The following is a 12,441-nucleotide window of genomic DNA, read 5'->3' as shown; positions in this document are numbered from 1 at the left end:
TCCGAAATAAGTTCCTTGCCGGACAGCCTGACCGGGGAGGGTTCCCGAATCAACCAGGCTGCCTATTTGTCCGAACGCTGTCCTGCGACTTCGCGGCCGGCCTTTTCGTCCACGCCGGACAGGCCGAAACGCCGGGCCAGTTCGTCGAGGACGTCGTCGGGGTGGCGGTCGCGCGCCCGCAGGACGATGAGGGTATGAAACCACAGGTCGGCCATTTCCGACACCAGCGTATCGGCGTCGTCGTCCTTGGCCGCCAGCACCGCTTCGGTGGCTTCTTCACCCACCTTCTTGAGCATGGCATCCAGGCCGCGCGCCTGCAGCTTCGCGACGTAGGAGCGTTCGGGGTCCGCGGAGCGTCGCTCGTCGATGACCTCGGCCAGCGCCGCCAGCAGGTGCTCGCGCGGGTTTGCGGAGGGGTCGTTCACGCCGTCACCTCCTGCAGGGGACGCACGGGCACCCCCGCGGCTTCCATCGCGGCCTTGGCCTCGCCGACCGTGTGCTCGCCGAAGTGGAAGATGCTGGCCGCCAGCACGGCATCCGCGTGCCCGGTGGTCACGCCCTCGACCAGATGTTCCAGGCTGCCCACGCCGCCCGAGGCGATCACCGGAATGTTCACTGCGTCACTCACCGCCCGGGTCAGTTCCAGGTCGAAGCCGCTGCGGGTGCCGTCGCGGTCCATGCTGGTCAGCAGGATCTCGCCGGCGCCCAGCTCGGCCATGTGGCGCGCCCATTCGATCGCATCCAGGCCGGTCTCGCGGCGCCCGCCGTGGGTGAAGATCTCCCAGCGCGCGGGCTCGCCTTCGGCGCTGGTGCGGCGCGCGTCGATCGCCACCACGATGCATTGCGAGCCGACCCAGTCCGCGGCTTCGCGTACCAGTTCGGGCCGGTGAACCGCCGCAGTGTTGATGGACACCTTGTCCGCCCCGGCGTTCAGCAGACGGCGGATGTCGTCCACCGCGCGCACGCCGCCGCCCACGGTCAGCGGGATGAAGACCTGCGAGGCGACTTCTTCGACCACGTGCAGGATGGTGCTGCGGTCGTCGGAGGAGGCGGTGATGTCGAGGAACGTCAGCTCGTCGGCCCCCTGGGCGTCGTAGCGCCGGGCGATCTCCACCGGGTCACCGGCGTCGCGGATGCCGACGAAGTTCACGCCCTTGACCACGCGGCCGGCGTCCACGTCCAGGCAGGGGATGATGCGGCGTGCCAGCATCTCAGGTGTCCTCGCCCCGGGCGGCCGCGCGCGCCTGCTCCAGGGTGAAGGCGTCCTCGTACAGGGCGCGGCCGACGATCACGCCGTCAATACCGGCGTCGGCCCCGCGGGCGAGGCTGCGGATGTCGTCCAGCGAGCTGACGCCGCCGGAGGCGATCACCGGTACCCGCACGTTCTCCGCGAGCTTCGCGGTGGCCTCCACGTTGGGGCCTTCCATCATCCCGTCGCGCGCGATGTCGGTGTAGATGATCGCGGCGACGCCGTCGGACTCGAAGTGCTGGGCGAGGTCGATCACGTCGTGACGCGAGAGCTTGGACCAGCCGTCCACCGCGATCTTGCCGTCGCGGGCGTCCAGGCCGACGATGATGTGACCCGGGAATTCCAGGCACAGGTCGTTGACGAAATGCGGCGCGCTGACCGCCCGCGTGCCGATGATCACGTACTGTACGCCGGCATCAAGGTAGGCCTGCACGGTGTCATCGTCGCGGATGCCGCCACCGATCTGGATGGTCAGGTCGGGAAAGGTCTCGACGATTGCATGGATCGCCTCGGCATTGCGCGGCCGCCCCGCGAATGCCCCGTCGAGGTCCACGATGTGCAGGCGTTCGGCCCCGGCCTCGACCCAGCGTCGGGCCATTTCCACCGGCTCTTCGCCGAATACCGTCGAGTCCTCCATGCGCCCCTGGCGCAGGCGCACGCATTTGCCTTCCTTCAGGTCGATCGCGGGAATGACCAGCATCTCTCTCCGCCTCCTGTTGCGGCGTTCACGGGGCGTCCGGGGCGTCGCCGTCCCAGCGCAGAAAGTTGTTCAGCAGGCGCAGGCCGCAGGCCGCGCTCTTTTCCGGGTGACACTGCATAGTGAACAGCGAGCCGCGGGCGAGGGCCGAGGCGAAGGTTTCGCCATAATCCGTGTGCGCAGCCACGCTGGCCGCGTCGCGCGGCTGCACCCGGAAGCTGTGCACGAAATAGAACCACGGCGTCTCCGGCAGGCCGTGCCACAGCGGGTGCTCGCCGGTGGGCTGCACGCGGTTCCAGCCCATGTGCGGCACCTTCAGGCGACGCCCCTGCGCATCGCTGCGTTCCGGAAAGCGGGCGACCCCGCCGGGGATCACCCCCAGCAGGTCGACGCCGCCGCTCTCGTCCGAGTGCTCCATCAGGATCTGCTGCCCCAGGCAGAGTCCGAGGAACGGGCGCGAACCGGCCAGTTCCGCCAGCAGGCGGTTGAGACCGCGCCGGGCGAGGGCCTGCATCGCGTCGCCGGCCGCCCCCTGGCCGGGAAACACCAGCCGGTCGGCCTCGCGCAGGATCTCCGGGTCGTCGGTACGCAGGATGCGCTGGCCGGGTGCGGCCTCGTGCGTCAGGGCACGCTCCACCGAGTGGAGGTTGCCCATGCCGTAGTCGATGACGGCGACGGTTTCCATGTGGCTTCCCTGTTGCGGCGGGCCTTACAGGCTGCCCTTGGTGGAGGGCGTGATGCCGGCGCCGCGGGGGTCTTCCTCCGCGGCCTCGCGCAGCGCGCGGCCGAAGGCCTTGAAGATGGTCTCCGCCACGTGATGGGCATTGTCCCCGCGCAGGCAGTCCACGTGCAGGGTAATCCACGCATGGTTGATCAGGCCCTGGAAGAATTCGTGGAACAGGTCGACATCGAACTGGCCGATGTGCGAACGGCGGAAATCGGCGTGCATCTCCAGGCCCGGGCGGCCGGAGAAGTCGATCACCACCCGTGACAGGGCCTCGTCCAGCGGCACATAGGCATGGCCATAGCGGCGGATGCCCTTCTTGTCGCCGATCGCCTGCGCCAGTGCCTGGCCCAGGGTGATGCCGATGTCTTCCACCGTATGGTGGTCGTCGATGTGCAGGTCGCCTTCGGCGCGCACGTCCAGATCGACCATCCCGTGACGCGCGATCTGGTCGAGCATGTGGTCGAGGAACGGGATGCCGGTCTCGGTGTGGCACTGGCCGGTGCCGTCGAGGTTCAGTTCGACGGAGATCCGGGTCTCGAGGGTGTCGCGGCGGACGGAGGCGGTACGCTGGTTCATCTTGGCTGGCTTCGACGCAGAAAGTTCCAGTGTAGCAAGGCTGGCGCCCGGCCGGTATGCCGTACTCGCGGCCCGGGACATGTAGCGCGACGTCTTTCCACCCATCGGCGCGCCGGATACGGGTACCCATAAAAAAGGCCGGGGCGAACCCCGGCCTTTCCGCATCCATCAAGGGAGATGGATTTACCGGACGGAAACCGACTCGGAAGCGGTTTCGCCCTGGTTGTCTTCCCAGCTGATCTCGACGGTGTCGCCGGACGAACCTTCGAATTCCAGCTCGAGGAAGGGGTTCTGCGAGATGGTCACGTTCCAGTGGGCGGTGACCATGGTTTCGCCGTTGCGCTTGGCTTCGACGGTCTGAATGAAATGCTCGGGGATGATCTCGCCGGCATCATCGGTCTGATCCCCGGTGTGCATCGGGTGGCTCAGCAGGGCGCGGACGTTGATCATTCCGTCCTGTTCCTGGGCGCGAATACGGATGGACATAGTTCTTTACCTCCAGACTGTTGATCGGATCGGTGAGGGTGCCGGCTTAGCCGCCGCAGCCACCCACCGTCACTTCGACGTTGCGCGACGTCATGTACCAGTTGCCGTCGGCCTTGACGGCGGCGATCACGTCCGAGGTGTCACCCAGGCGGATGCGCATGGACGCCTTCGGCTTCGCGCCGGAGGCGAAGACATAACGGCCGGTGAGGGAACGGTCGTTGGCTTCGGCGAAGATCGCGATCTCCTCGACGTTGTCCATGTGGGCCTCGACCGAGATCGGGACCACGGCGCCGTTCTCGGCGATTTCCGGGGCGCTCAGGTCGATGTCGTCGGACTGCTGCATGTCGGTGGTGCCGGCGACGGCGTTCATCGCCTCGGACATGCCCTCCGTCTCGAACATGTCGGCGGACCAGGCGGCGAGCAGCTTGCTCGGGGCCAGCAGGCCGGCGCCCACGGCGGCGCCCACGGTACCGGCGGCGAGAGTGCCTTTCAGGAAGACACGACGCTTGGTGCTAATCATGGAGATCTCCTCTCATCTTTTTGGATCAAATCCGGACATTCCCGGGGCGCGAGCGATCCATGTGGATGCAGGCGCCTGTGCGTTGTGACGGGGTACCGTTCGGTTCTATTCCCCGTCCCCGGATCAGCCCCCTTTGGTGTCGGGCCCTTTGCTGATCCTGCAACTCCAGAGTCCCAGAATGTGGCTGAACGCTTCATGAACGGATCCGTTATCGAGCGGCTCCGGGCCGCAACGCCCCTGATCCGAGTGAAGCCAGCCCCGTATCAATGGCACACTATGCCCTCCCGATGCAATCATTTCCGGATACCGCACCCATGCCCTTCTGCAAGGCCCACCTGTTGCTGCTGATCGTGGTTGTCGTCCTCGGAGGCGCGCAGATGCTGGCCAGCTGCGGGCAGAAGGGCGATCTCTACCTCCCCGAGGACGAGCAGGAGGAATCCCGCTAGATGGACTATTTCGATTACCGCGGGGGCACGCTGCATTGCGAGAGCGTGGACCTCGACGCCCTGGCCCGCCGGGTGGGGACCCCGGCCTACGTCTACTCCCGCGCCACCCTGGAGCGCCATTACCGCGCGTTCGCCGAGGCCCTGATCGGGATGCCGCATCAGGTCTGCTTCGCGGTCAAGGCCAACTCCAGCCTGGCGGTGCTGAACGTGCTGGCCCGCATGGGCTCGGGGTTCGACATCGTCTCCGGCGGCGAACTGGAGCGGGTGCTGCGTGCCGGCGGCGACCCCGCGCGGGTGGTGTTCTCCGGGGTCGGCAAGACCGCGGCGGAGATGCAGCGCGCGCTGGACGTGGGCATCCACTGCTTCAACCTCGAATCGGAGGGCGAGCTGGAACGCCTGGAAGCGGTCGCCGCCGAGCGCGGGGAGACCGCCCCGGTGTCGTTGCGGGTGAACCCGGACGTCGACGCCGAGACCCATCCCTACATTGCCACCGGCCTGCGCGACAACAAGTTCGGCGTGGCGATCGAGGACGCGCCGGCGCTGTATCGCCGCATCCAGGCTTCCGGGCACCTGGACGCGATCGGCGTGGATTTCCACATCGGCTCCCAGCTGACCAGCACCGAGCCGTTCGTCGACGCGCTGGAACGGGTGCTGGCGCTGGTGGACCGGCTGGCGGAAGACGGCATCGAGCTGTCGCACATCGATGTCGGCGGCGGGCTGGGCGTGCGCTATCGCGACGAGACCCCGCCGGAGCCGGACGTCTGGGCGGCCGCCCTGCGCGAGACCCTGGGCGAGCGGCCGCTGAAGGTGCTGCTGGAGCCGGGCCGGGCGATCGCCGCCAACGCCGGGGTGTTCCTGACCCGGGTGGAATACCTCAAGCACTCGGAGCACCGCGATTTCGCGATCGTCGACGGGGCGATGAACGACCTGCTGCGCCCGGCGCTGTACGGCGCGTGGCAGGCGATCGATCCGATCGTGCCGCGCGACGACACCGAGACCCGCAGTTACGACGTGGTCGGACCCGTATGCGAGACCGGGGATTTCCTCGGGCGCGAACGCGATCTCGCGCTGGCCCCCGACGACGTGCTGGCGGTGCGCTCCGCCGGGGCCTACGGCTATGTGATGGCGGGCAACTACAACAGCCGCCCGCGCCCGCCCGAGGTCATGGTGGACGGTGACCACTATCAGATCGTCAACCGCCGCGAGCAGGTCGATCATCTGATGATGCGCGAGAGCATGCTGCCGCGCGATCCCGACGAGGAAGATCCGCCCGGGAGGGTCGATCCGTGATCCCGCGGCGGCCCGAGCCCGAGCTGATGCTGGAGCCCGGCCAGGCCCGGGCCTATGCCGAGGCGGATTTCGCGCAGCCCCACGAGGGCTTCGTGGATGCCTTCGCCGAAGTGTTCCCGGAGCCGGTGCGCGGCCCGGTACTGGATCCGGGTTGCGGCCCGGGGGATGTCAGCCTGCGCTTCGCCGCGCGCCATCCCGACTGCGAGGTCGACGGGCTGGACGGGGCTCCCGCGATGCTGGCGGCCGGGGCTGCGCTGTGCGCGGGGCATCCGGCCGCCGATCGCGTGCATCTGGCCGAGGGTTGCCTGCCCGATGCGCGGGGCCCGCGCGCGCCCTACGCCACCATCATCTGCAACTCGCTGCTGCATCACCTGCATGATCCGGGAGTGCTGTGGCAGGTGATCCGTCGTGACGGCGCCCCCGGGGCGCGGGTGTTCGTGATGGATCTGCGTCGTCCCGATTCGGAGGCCGAAGTGAAACGCCTGGTGGCGGAGCACTCGGCCGACGCCCCGGAAGTCCTGCGGCGCGACTTCGAGCACTCGCTGCATGCGGCGTTTACCCCCGAGGAGGTCCAGGACCAGCTGGCCGCGGCCGGCCTCGACGGCTTCCGCGTGCGGGTCACCAGCGACCGCCACATGGTCATCCACGGGCGGCTGCCGGAGCGCGCGGAGTGAGCGGGCTCGCCTTCACCAAGATGCATGGCCTGGGCAACGACTTCGTGGTGTTCGACGGCGTGCGTCAGGCGGTCGCGCTGACCACCGAGCAGCTGCGCCTGCTGGCGGATCGCCATTTCGGGGTGGGCTGCGACCAGATCCTGCTGGTGGAGCCGCCCGCCGATCCGGCGAGCGCGCTGTTTCGCTATCGCATCTTCAACGCCGACGGTGGCGAGGTGGAGCAGTGCGGCAACGGCGCGCGCTGCTTCGCCCGTTTCGTGCGCGAGCAGGGTCTGACCGATGCCCGCGAGATCCCGGTGGAGACCCTGGGTGGTCCGCTGGTGCTGCGGGTGGAGGCGGACGAACAGGTCACCGTCGACATGGGCTGCCCGGTGCTGGAACCGGCGCGCATCCCGTTCGAGGCCGACTTCCAGGCACCGGAGTACCCCCTCGAGGTCGGCGACACCTTCCTGAAGATCGGCGCGGTGTCCATGGGCAACCCGCATGCCGTGACCTTTGTCGACGACGTGGGGCAGGCACCGGTGGCGACCCTGGGGCCCGCGATCGAGGCGCATCCCCGCTTCCCGCGCCGCGTGAACGCCGGTTTCGCCGCGGTACGTGATCGCGGGCACCTGGACCTGCGGGTATACGAACGCGGCGCCGGCGAGACCCTGGCCTGCGGCTCCGGCGCCGCCGCGGCGATGGTGGTGGCCCGTCTGCAGGGCCGGGTCGATGACTGCGTGCGGGTCTCGCTGCCGGGCGGGACCCTTGTGCTAAGCTGGGGCGGCAGGCCGGAGTCGCCGGTGCGGCTGACCGGCCCCGCAACCACGGTATTCAACGGCAGGATCGATCTATGAGTACAGACCCCTCCAGTGTCTCCCCGGCGGGGGATGGTGCCGAGCTCTCGGCGGCCGAGGTCGAGGCCTGGCTGCGCGAGCACCCGGATTTCTTCCTCGACCACCAGGCCCTGCTGGACGTGCTGCGCATCCCGCATCCGGCCGGTGGAGCCGAGTCCCTGGTCGAACGCCAGCTCAAGCGCTTGCGCGAGCAGAACCGCCAGCTGGAGCAGCGTATGCACGAGCTGGTGGAGCGTGCCCGCGACAACGAACGGGTCGGCCGCCAGCTGCACGATCTGGCCCGAACCCTGATGCGTGCGGAGAACCTGGATGCGGTGCTGGCGCTGACGCAGGACGCCCTGCGCGATGAACTGGGCGCCGAGCGGGTGAGCATCCGTCTGGCGGAGCGCGAGGTGCAGGACCTGCACGCCCTGGATACCGCCCAGCTGGCCGTGCTGGAACCACTGTTCGCCCGCGGCCGGGCACAGTGTGGCCGCGTGCCCCCGGACATGCTGAAGGTGCTGTTCGACGATGCGGACGACACGGTGGGTTCGGCGATCCTGATGCCGCTGCTGGCGGACGACGAACGCGTGGGCGTTCTGGGCCTGGCCAGTGCCTCACCGGACCGCTTCCAGCCGGATATGGGGACCTACTTCGTCACCCATATCGGCGAGCTGCTGGCCGAGTCCATCCGCTGCCATGCCGAACGCAAACAGGCCGCCTGAGTCCGAGCCGCAACCCGACCCCGCCATCGAGGCCTATCTCGCGCATCTGCGTGATGTGCGCGGGCTGTCGCCGCACACCGTAGCCGCGTACCGTCGCGACCTGCGCGAACTGCGCCGGGCCTGGGGCGCGCCCTGGACGGAGCTGGATGCCGCCGCGCTGCGCCGCATCGTGGCCGGCCTGGCCCGGGGCGGGCGGCATCCGCGCTCGGTCCGCCGGTTTCTCGCCGCAGTGCGCGGTTTCCTCGATTTTCAGGTGGAGCGTGGCGAGCGCGCCGCCAACCCCGCCGCGGGGCTGCGCGGTCCGAAGACCGACCGTCCGCTGCCCCGCGGGCTGGACGTGGATCAGGCGCAGCAGGCGCTGGATGCCCCGCCCGCCACCGGCTCCGCGCCGGACGGGGAAGCGGCCGATCCCGATTCGCCCCTGGCGCGCCGCGACCGCGCGATGCTGGAGCTGCTGTACGGCTCCGGACTGCGGCTGGCGGAACTGACCGGGCTGGATCTGCCGGACGTGGACCGGGATGCCGGCATGGTACGGGTTCTCGGCAAGGGCCGCCGCGAGCGGCGGGTGCCCGCCGGGCGCATGGCGCTGGCTGCCCTGCGCGACTGGCTGGCGGTGCGAGGCCAGTGGGCCAACGACGACGAACCCGCGCTGTTCGTGACCCGCCGGGGGCGGCGCATCAGCAACCGCTCGGTGCAGCGCCGGGTCGAGGAGGCCGGGCGCCGGGGCGGGCTCGACGTGCATCTGCACCCGCATCGCCTGCGCCACGCCTTCGCCAGCCACCTGCTGGAATCCAGCGGCGACCTGCGTGCGGTGCAGGAACTGCTGGGGCATGCCGATCTGTCCACTACCCAGATCTACACCCATCTGGACTATCAGCACCTGGCCGAGGTCTACGATGCCGCCCATCCCCGCGCGCGGCGTCACGATCCGGCCGACGAGACGGGTTCGTAGGCGGCCGCAACCGCGTACAATCCCGGTCCGGATCCGACCACCGATTGCAGGAGACCACCGTGGAGCAGTTTCGTGGCACCACCATCGTCTGCGTGCGCCGTAACGGCGCCGTGACCCTGGGCGGCGACGGCCAGGTATCGCTGGGCAACACCGTGATGAAGGGCAACGCGCGCAAGGTGCGCCGCGTCTATCACGACCGCATCCTCGCCGGATTCGCCGGCGGCACGGCCGACGCCTTTACCCTGTTCGAGCGCTTCGAGGGCATGCTGGAGAAGCACTCCGGCAACATCACCCGGGCCGCGGTCGAGCTGGCCAAGGACTGGCGCACCGACCGCGCGCTGCGCAAGCTGGAGGCACTGCTGGCGGTGTCCGATCGCGAGAACTCGTTCGTGATCTCGGGCAACGGCGACGTGATCGAGCCCGAGAACGCGCTGATCGCGATCGGCTCCGGCGGCCCCTACGCCCAGGCCTCGGCCCAGGCCCTGTTGCAGAACACCGACCTGCCGGCGCGCGACGTGGTGGAGAAGAGCCTCCATACCGCCGCCGACATCTGCGTCTACACCAATCACAACATCACGCTGGAGAGCCTCGACGCCGAGTGACGCCCCGGCGTCGCCCGCAAGGCTCCCCGGCCGCGACCCTTCAGGACCGCAAGCCATGAGCGACATGACCCCCCGCGAAATCGTCCAGGAACTGGATCGCTACATCATTGGCCAGGACGGGGCCAAGCGTTCCGTGGCCGTCGCCCTGCGCAACCGCTGGCGCCGGCGGCAGCTGCCCGAGGCCCTGCAGCCCGAGGTCACGCCCAAGAACATCCTGATGATCGGTCCCACCGGCGTCGGCAAGACCGAGATCGCCCGCCGCCTGGCGAAGCTGGCGAAGGCCCCGTTCATCAAGGTCGAGGCGACCAAGTTCACCGAAGTCGGCTATGTCGGGCGCGATGTGGAGTCGATCATCCGGGATCTGGCCGAAAACGCGATCAAGCAGCTGCGCGAGGAAGAGATGCAGCAGCACCGCGGCCAGGCCGAGGACGCCGCCGAGGAGCGCATCCTCGATGCCCTGCTGCCGCGGCCGCGCAACGCCGGTTTCACCGAGTCCGGCGACGACGCGGCCAACAACGAGACCCGGCAGAAGCTGCGCAAGCGCCTGCGCGAGGGCAGCCTGGACGAGCGCGAGATCGACATCGAGCTCCAGCAGCAGGGGCAGAACGTCGAATTGATGACGCCGCCCGGCATGGAGGAGATGGCCAGCCAGCTGCAGTCGATGTTCCAGAACATGGGTGGCCAGAAGAGCCAGCAGCGGCGCCTGAAGATCGCCGATGCCCGGCGCCTGCTGGTGGACGAGGAGGCCGCGCGCCTGGTCAACGAGGAAGAACTCAAGGTCAAGGCGATCGAGCGGGTCGAGCAGAGCGGGATCGTGTTCCTCGACGAGATCGACAAGGTCGCCAAGGGCAGCGAGAAGAGCGGCTCGGATGTCTCCCGCGAGGGCGTGCAGCGCGACCTGCTGCCGCTGATCGAGGGCACCACCGTGTCCACCAAGCTGGGCATGGTGCGCACCGACCATATCCTGTTCATCGCCTCCGGCGCGTTCCACCTGAGCAAGCCGTCGGACATGGTCCCCGAGCTCCAGGGCCGGCTGCCGATCCGGGTGGAACTGGAACCGCTGTCGGTGGAGGCCTTCGTGCGCATCCTGACCGAGCCCACCGCGTCGCTGACCGAGCAGTACGTGGAGCTGATGAAGACCGAGGGCGTCAGCGTGGAATTCCGCGACGAGGGCGTGCAGCGCCTCGCCGAGATCGCCCACGACGTCAATGCGCGCACCGAGAACATCGGCGCGCGGCGGCTGCACACCGTGCTCGAACGCCTGCTGCAGGACGTCGCCTTCCGCGCCCCCGATATCCCGGAACCGGTCGTGATCGACCGCGCGTTCGTCGACGAACGCCTGAGCGACCTGGCCGAGGACGAGGACCTGTCGCGCTACATCCTGTAGCGCGCCAACCCCGGAGCCCGTGCCGGGGTATGCCCGCCGGGGCGCGCGGGCTGGTATCCTCGCCGGCGGCAGTGATTCCGGAACCGCCCTGGCGGTTCCGGGCGTTCCCATCGTCCCGGGCAATCCGGGCGCCGCACGTCGGAGGCCGCATGAGCAGTACGCAACGACCCACGGACATCCAGCTGCACCAGAAGTCGCGCATCCTCGAACTGCGCTACGCCGATGGCTCGCATTTCGAGCTGCCCTGCGAGTTCCTGCGGGTGTATTCGCCGTCGGCTGAGGTGCGCGGGCACGGCCCCGGACAGGAGGTGCTGCAGGTCGGCAAGGAGGATGTGAACATCACCGCGATCGAGCCGGTCGGCAATTACGCAGTCAAGCTGGTGTTCTCCGACGGCCACGATACGGGCATCTACGACTGGGATTACCTCTACAAGCTGGGTACGGAACAGGAGCGTCTGTGGCAGGATTACCTGGAACGGCTGCATCAGGCCGGTCACGAACGCCGCACCCACTGACGCAAGAAGACTCATGAACGACGACGACCCCGGCAAGACCCACTTCGGCTACCAGACCGTTTCCGAATCCGAGAAGACCGAGCGGGTCGGACAGGTGTTCCACTCCGTGGCTTCCCGCTACGACGTGATGAACGACCTGATGTCCATGGGCATCCACCGCGTGTGGAAGCGCTACACCGTGGAACGCGCCGGGGTGCGGCCCGGCATGCGCATCCTCGACCTGGCCGGCGGGACCGGCGATCTCGCCAGTGCGTTCGCGCCGCGGGTCGGACCGAAGGGCCAGGTCGTGGTCTGCGACATCAACGCCTCCATGCTGGAGGCCGGGCGCGACCGGCTGATCGACGAGGGCCGGGTCGGCAACATCGACTACGTGCAGGCGGATGCCGAAGTCCTGCCGTATCCCGACGAGTCCTTCGACCGCATCACCATGGCCTTCGGCCTGCGCAACGTGACCCGCAAGGAAAACGCGCTGGCGGAGATGCGCCGGGTGCTCAAGCCCGGCGGTCGGGTGCTGATCCTGGAGTTTTCGCAGCCGGTGGCGCCGCTGCGGCCGGCCTACGATGTCTATTCCTTCAAACTCCTGCCGCTGATGGGCCGTCTGGTCGCCAATGATGCCGACTCCTATCGCTATCTGGCCGAATCCATCCGCATGCACCCGGATCAGGAGACCCTCGCCGGGCTGATGCGCGATGCCGGCCTGGAACGCGTCGAATACGACAACCTCACTGGCGGGATCGTCGCGCTGCACCGTGCCACCCGCCTGTAACCCCGGGAGCCGCC

17 protein-coding genes are annotated in these 12,441 nt (G+C 68.7%); 10 read left to right on the top strand and 7 right to left on the bottom strand.

Translation table 11 applies throughout. The annotated features are described in order from the left end of the window. Positions 1–62: 62 nt before the first annotated feature. The 7 genes from F787_RS0103180 to soxY form a co-directional block, all read right to left on the bottom strand. A complete protein-coding gene (locus tag F787_RS0103180; protein WP_028491293.1) occupies positions 63–425 on the bottom strand; it encodes a phosphoribosyl-ATP diphosphatase in 363 nt (120 codons plus the stop codon). Further along, on the bottom strand, positions 422–1,210 hold the full coding sequence (gene hisF, locus F787_RS0103175) for an imidazole glycerol phosphate synthase subunit HisF (RefSeq protein WP_018868866.1): 789 nt from the start codon (positions 1,208–1,210) through the stop codon (positions 422–424). The genes F787_RS0103180 and hisF overlap by 4 nt, the downstream gene beginning before the upstream one ends. A 1-nt stretch (position 1,211) precedes the next feature. Further along, the gene (gene hisA / locus F787_RS0103170) at positions 1,212–1,949 is read right to left on the bottom strand and encodes a 1-(5-phosphoribosyl)-5-[(5-phosphoribosylamino)methylideneamino]imidazole-4-carboxamide isomerase (RefSeq protein ID WP_018936454.1); all 738 of its coding nucleotides are present in this window, start codon (positions 1,947–1,949) and stop codon (positions 1,212–1,214) included. A gap of 25 nt (positions 1,950–1,974) precedes the next feature. Then, positions 1,975–2,631, bottom strand: a complete 657-nt coding sequence (gene hisH, locus F787_RS0103165; RefSeq protein WP_028491292.1) for an imidazole glycerol phosphate synthase subunit HisH — start codon at positions 2,629–2,631, stop codon at positions 1,975–1,977. Between the two features lie 24 nt (positions 2,632–2,655). Further along, on the bottom strand, positions 2,656–3,249 hold the full coding sequence (gene hisB, locus F787_RS0103160) for an imidazoleglycerol-phosphate dehydratase HisB (protein ID WP_028491291.1): 594 nt from the start codon (positions 3,247–3,249) through the stop codon (positions 2,656–2,658). A 183-nt stretch (positions 3,250–3,432) separates the two neighbouring features. Beyond that, on the bottom strand, positions 3,433–3,735 hold the full coding sequence (soxZ, locus tag F787_RS0103155; RefSeq protein ID WP_019569356.1) for a thiosulfate oxidation carrier complex protein SoxZ: 303 nt from the start codon (positions 3,733–3,735) through the stop codon (positions 3,433–3,435). A 46-nt stretch (positions 3,736–3,781) separates the two neighbouring features. Beyond that, complete coding sequence (soxY, locus tag F787_RS0103150) at positions 3,782–4,255, bottom strand: thiosulfate oxidation carrier protein SoxY (protein WP_019569357.1); 474 nt, start codon at positions 4,253–4,255, stop codon at positions 3,782–3,784. A 314-nt stretch (positions 4,256–4,569) separates the two neighbouring features. On the opposite strand from soxY, the gene F787_RS16310 reads away from it, so the two are divergent. The 10 genes from F787_RS16310 (at position 4,570) to ubiE (ending at position 12,427) form a co-directional block, all read left to right on the top strand. Then, on the top strand, positions 4,570–4,701 hold the full coding sequence (locus F787_RS16310; protein ID WP_019022573.1) for a lipoprotein: 132 nt from the start codon (positions 4,570–4,572) through the stop codon (positions 4,699–4,701). Beyond that, positions 4,702–5,991: a diaminopimelate decarboxylase gene (lysA, locus tag F787_RS0103140; RefSeq protein WP_028491290.1), complete on the top strand. Its 1,290-nt coding sequence runs from the start codon at positions 4,702–4,704 to the stop codon at positions 5,989–5,991. Next, positions 5,988–6,665: a trans-aconitate 2-methyltransferase gene (locus F787_RS0103135; protein WP_028491289.1), complete on the top strand. Its 678-nt coding sequence runs from the start codon at positions 5,988–5,990 to the stop codon at positions 6,663–6,665. The genes lysA and F787_RS0103135 overlap by 4 nt, the downstream gene beginning before the upstream one ends. A 20-nt stretch (positions 6,666–6,685) precedes the next feature. Next, a complete protein-coding gene (gene dapF / locus F787_RS0103130; RefSeq protein WP_042805616.1) occupies positions 6,686–7,501 on the top strand; it encodes a diaminopimelate epimerase in 816 nt (271 codons plus the stop codon). Then, a complete protein-coding gene (locus F787_RS0103125) occupies positions 7,498–8,205 on the top strand; it encodes a DUF484 family protein (RefSeq protein WP_028491287.1) in 708 nt (235 codons plus the stop codon). The genes dapF and F787_RS0103125 overlap by 4 nt, the downstream gene beginning before the upstream one ends. Continuing rightward, complete coding sequence (locus F787_RS0103120) at positions 8,180–9,157, top strand: tyrosine recombinase XerC (protein ID WP_028491286.1); 978 nt, start codon at positions 8,180–8,182, stop codon at positions 9,155–9,157. Before F787_RS0103125 ends, F787_RS0103120 begins: the two co-directional genes overlap by 26 nt. Before the next feature lie 59 nt (positions 9,158–9,216). Next, entirely contained in the window at positions 9,217–9,759 is a 543-nt protein-coding gene (gene hslV / locus F787_RS0103115; RefSeq protein ID WP_019641486.1) for an ATP-dependent protease subunit HslV, read from the top strand. Between the two features lie 55 nt (positions 9,760–9,814). After that, a complete protein-coding gene (gene hslU, locus F787_RS0103110) occupies positions 9,815–11,146 on the top strand; it encodes an ATP-dependent protease ATPase subunit HslU (RefSeq protein WP_019022578.1) in 1,332 nt (443 codons plus the stop codon). Between the two features lie 149 nt (positions 11,147–11,295). Then, the gene (locus F787_RS0103105) at positions 11,296–11,661 is read left to right on the top strand and encodes a gamma-butyrobetaine hydroxylase-like domain-containing protein (protein WP_018868852.1); all 366 of its coding nucleotides are present in this window, start codon (positions 11,296–11,298) and stop codon (positions 11,659–11,661) included. A 13-nt stretch (positions 11,662–11,674) separates the two neighbouring features. Then, on the top strand, positions 11,675–12,427 hold the full coding sequence (gene ubiE, locus F787_RS0103100; protein ID WP_019022579.1) for a bifunctional demethylmenaquinone methyltransferase/2-methoxy-6-polyprenyl-1,4-benzoquinol methylase UbiE: 753 nt from the start codon (positions 11,675–11,677) through the stop codon (positions 12,425–12,427). Positions 12,428–12,441 lie beyond the last annotated feature (14 nt).

This window comes from Thioalkalivibrio sp. ALE19 (genome assembly GCF_000428605.1).
GTDB lineage: Bacteria > Pseudomonadota > Gammaproteobacteria > Ectothiorhodospirales > Ectothiorhodospiraceae > Thioalkalivibrio.
Note: the sequence above shows the minus strand (reverse complement) of the source record. Positions and strands in the feature narration are given on the sequence as shown.

Excerpts from the sequence above, each read along its gene's own strand:
- soxY (WP_019569357.1), bottom strand. The coding sequence starts at position 4,255 with ATGATTAGCACCAAGCGTCGTGTCTTCCTGAAAGGCACTCTCGCCGCC.
- hisA (WP_018936454.1), bottom strand. The coding sequence starts at position 1,949 with ATGCTGGTCATTCCCGCGATCGACCTGAAGGAAGGCAAATGCGTGCGC.
- hslU (WP_019022578.1), top strand. The coding sequence starts at position 9,815 with ATGAGCGACATGACCCCCCGCGAAATCGTCCAGGAACTGGATCGCTAC.
- F787_RS0103125 (WP_028491287.1), top strand. The coding sequence starts at position 7,498 with ATGAGTACAGACCCCTCCAGTGTCTCCCCGGCGGGGGATGGTGCCGAG.
- dapF (WP_042805616.1), top strand. The coding sequence starts at position 6,686 with ATGCATGGCCTGGGCAACGACTTCGTGGTGTTCGACGGCGTGCGTCAG.
- hisB (WP_028491291.1), bottom strand. The coding sequence starts at position 3,249 with ATGAACCAGCGTACCGCCTCCGTCCGCCGCGACACCCTCGAGACCCGG.
- F787_RS0103105 (WP_018868852.1), top strand. The coding sequence starts at position 11,296 with ATGAGCAGTACGCAACGACCCACGGACATCCAGCTGCACCAGAAGTCG.
- hisF (WP_018868866.1), bottom strand. The coding sequence starts at position 1,210 with ATGCTGGCACGCCGCATCATCCCCTGCCTGGACGTGGACGCCGGCCGC.
- hisH (WP_028491292.1), bottom strand. The coding sequence starts at position 2,631 with ATGGAAACCGTCGCCGTCATCGACTACGGCATGGGCAACCTCCACTCG.
- lysA (WP_028491290.1), top strand. The coding sequence starts at position 4,702 with ATGGACTATTTCGATTACCGCGGGGGCACGCTGCATTGCGAGAGCGTG.
- ubiE (WP_019022579.1), top strand. The coding sequence starts at position 11,675 with ATGAACGACGACGACCCCGGCAAGACCCACTTCGGCTACCAGACCGTT.
- soxZ (WP_019569356.1), bottom strand. The coding sequence starts at position 3,735 with ATGTCCATCCGTATTCGCGCCCAGGAACAGGACGGAATGATCAACGTC.
- F787_RS0103120 (WP_028491286.1), top strand. The coding sequence starts at position 8,180 with ATGCCGAACGCAAACAGGCCGCCTGAGTCCGAGCCGCAACCCGACCCC.
- F787_RS16310 (WP_019022573.1), top strand. The coding sequence starts at position 4,570 with ATGCCCTTCTGCAAGGCCCACCTGTTGCTGCTGATCGTGGTTGTCGTC.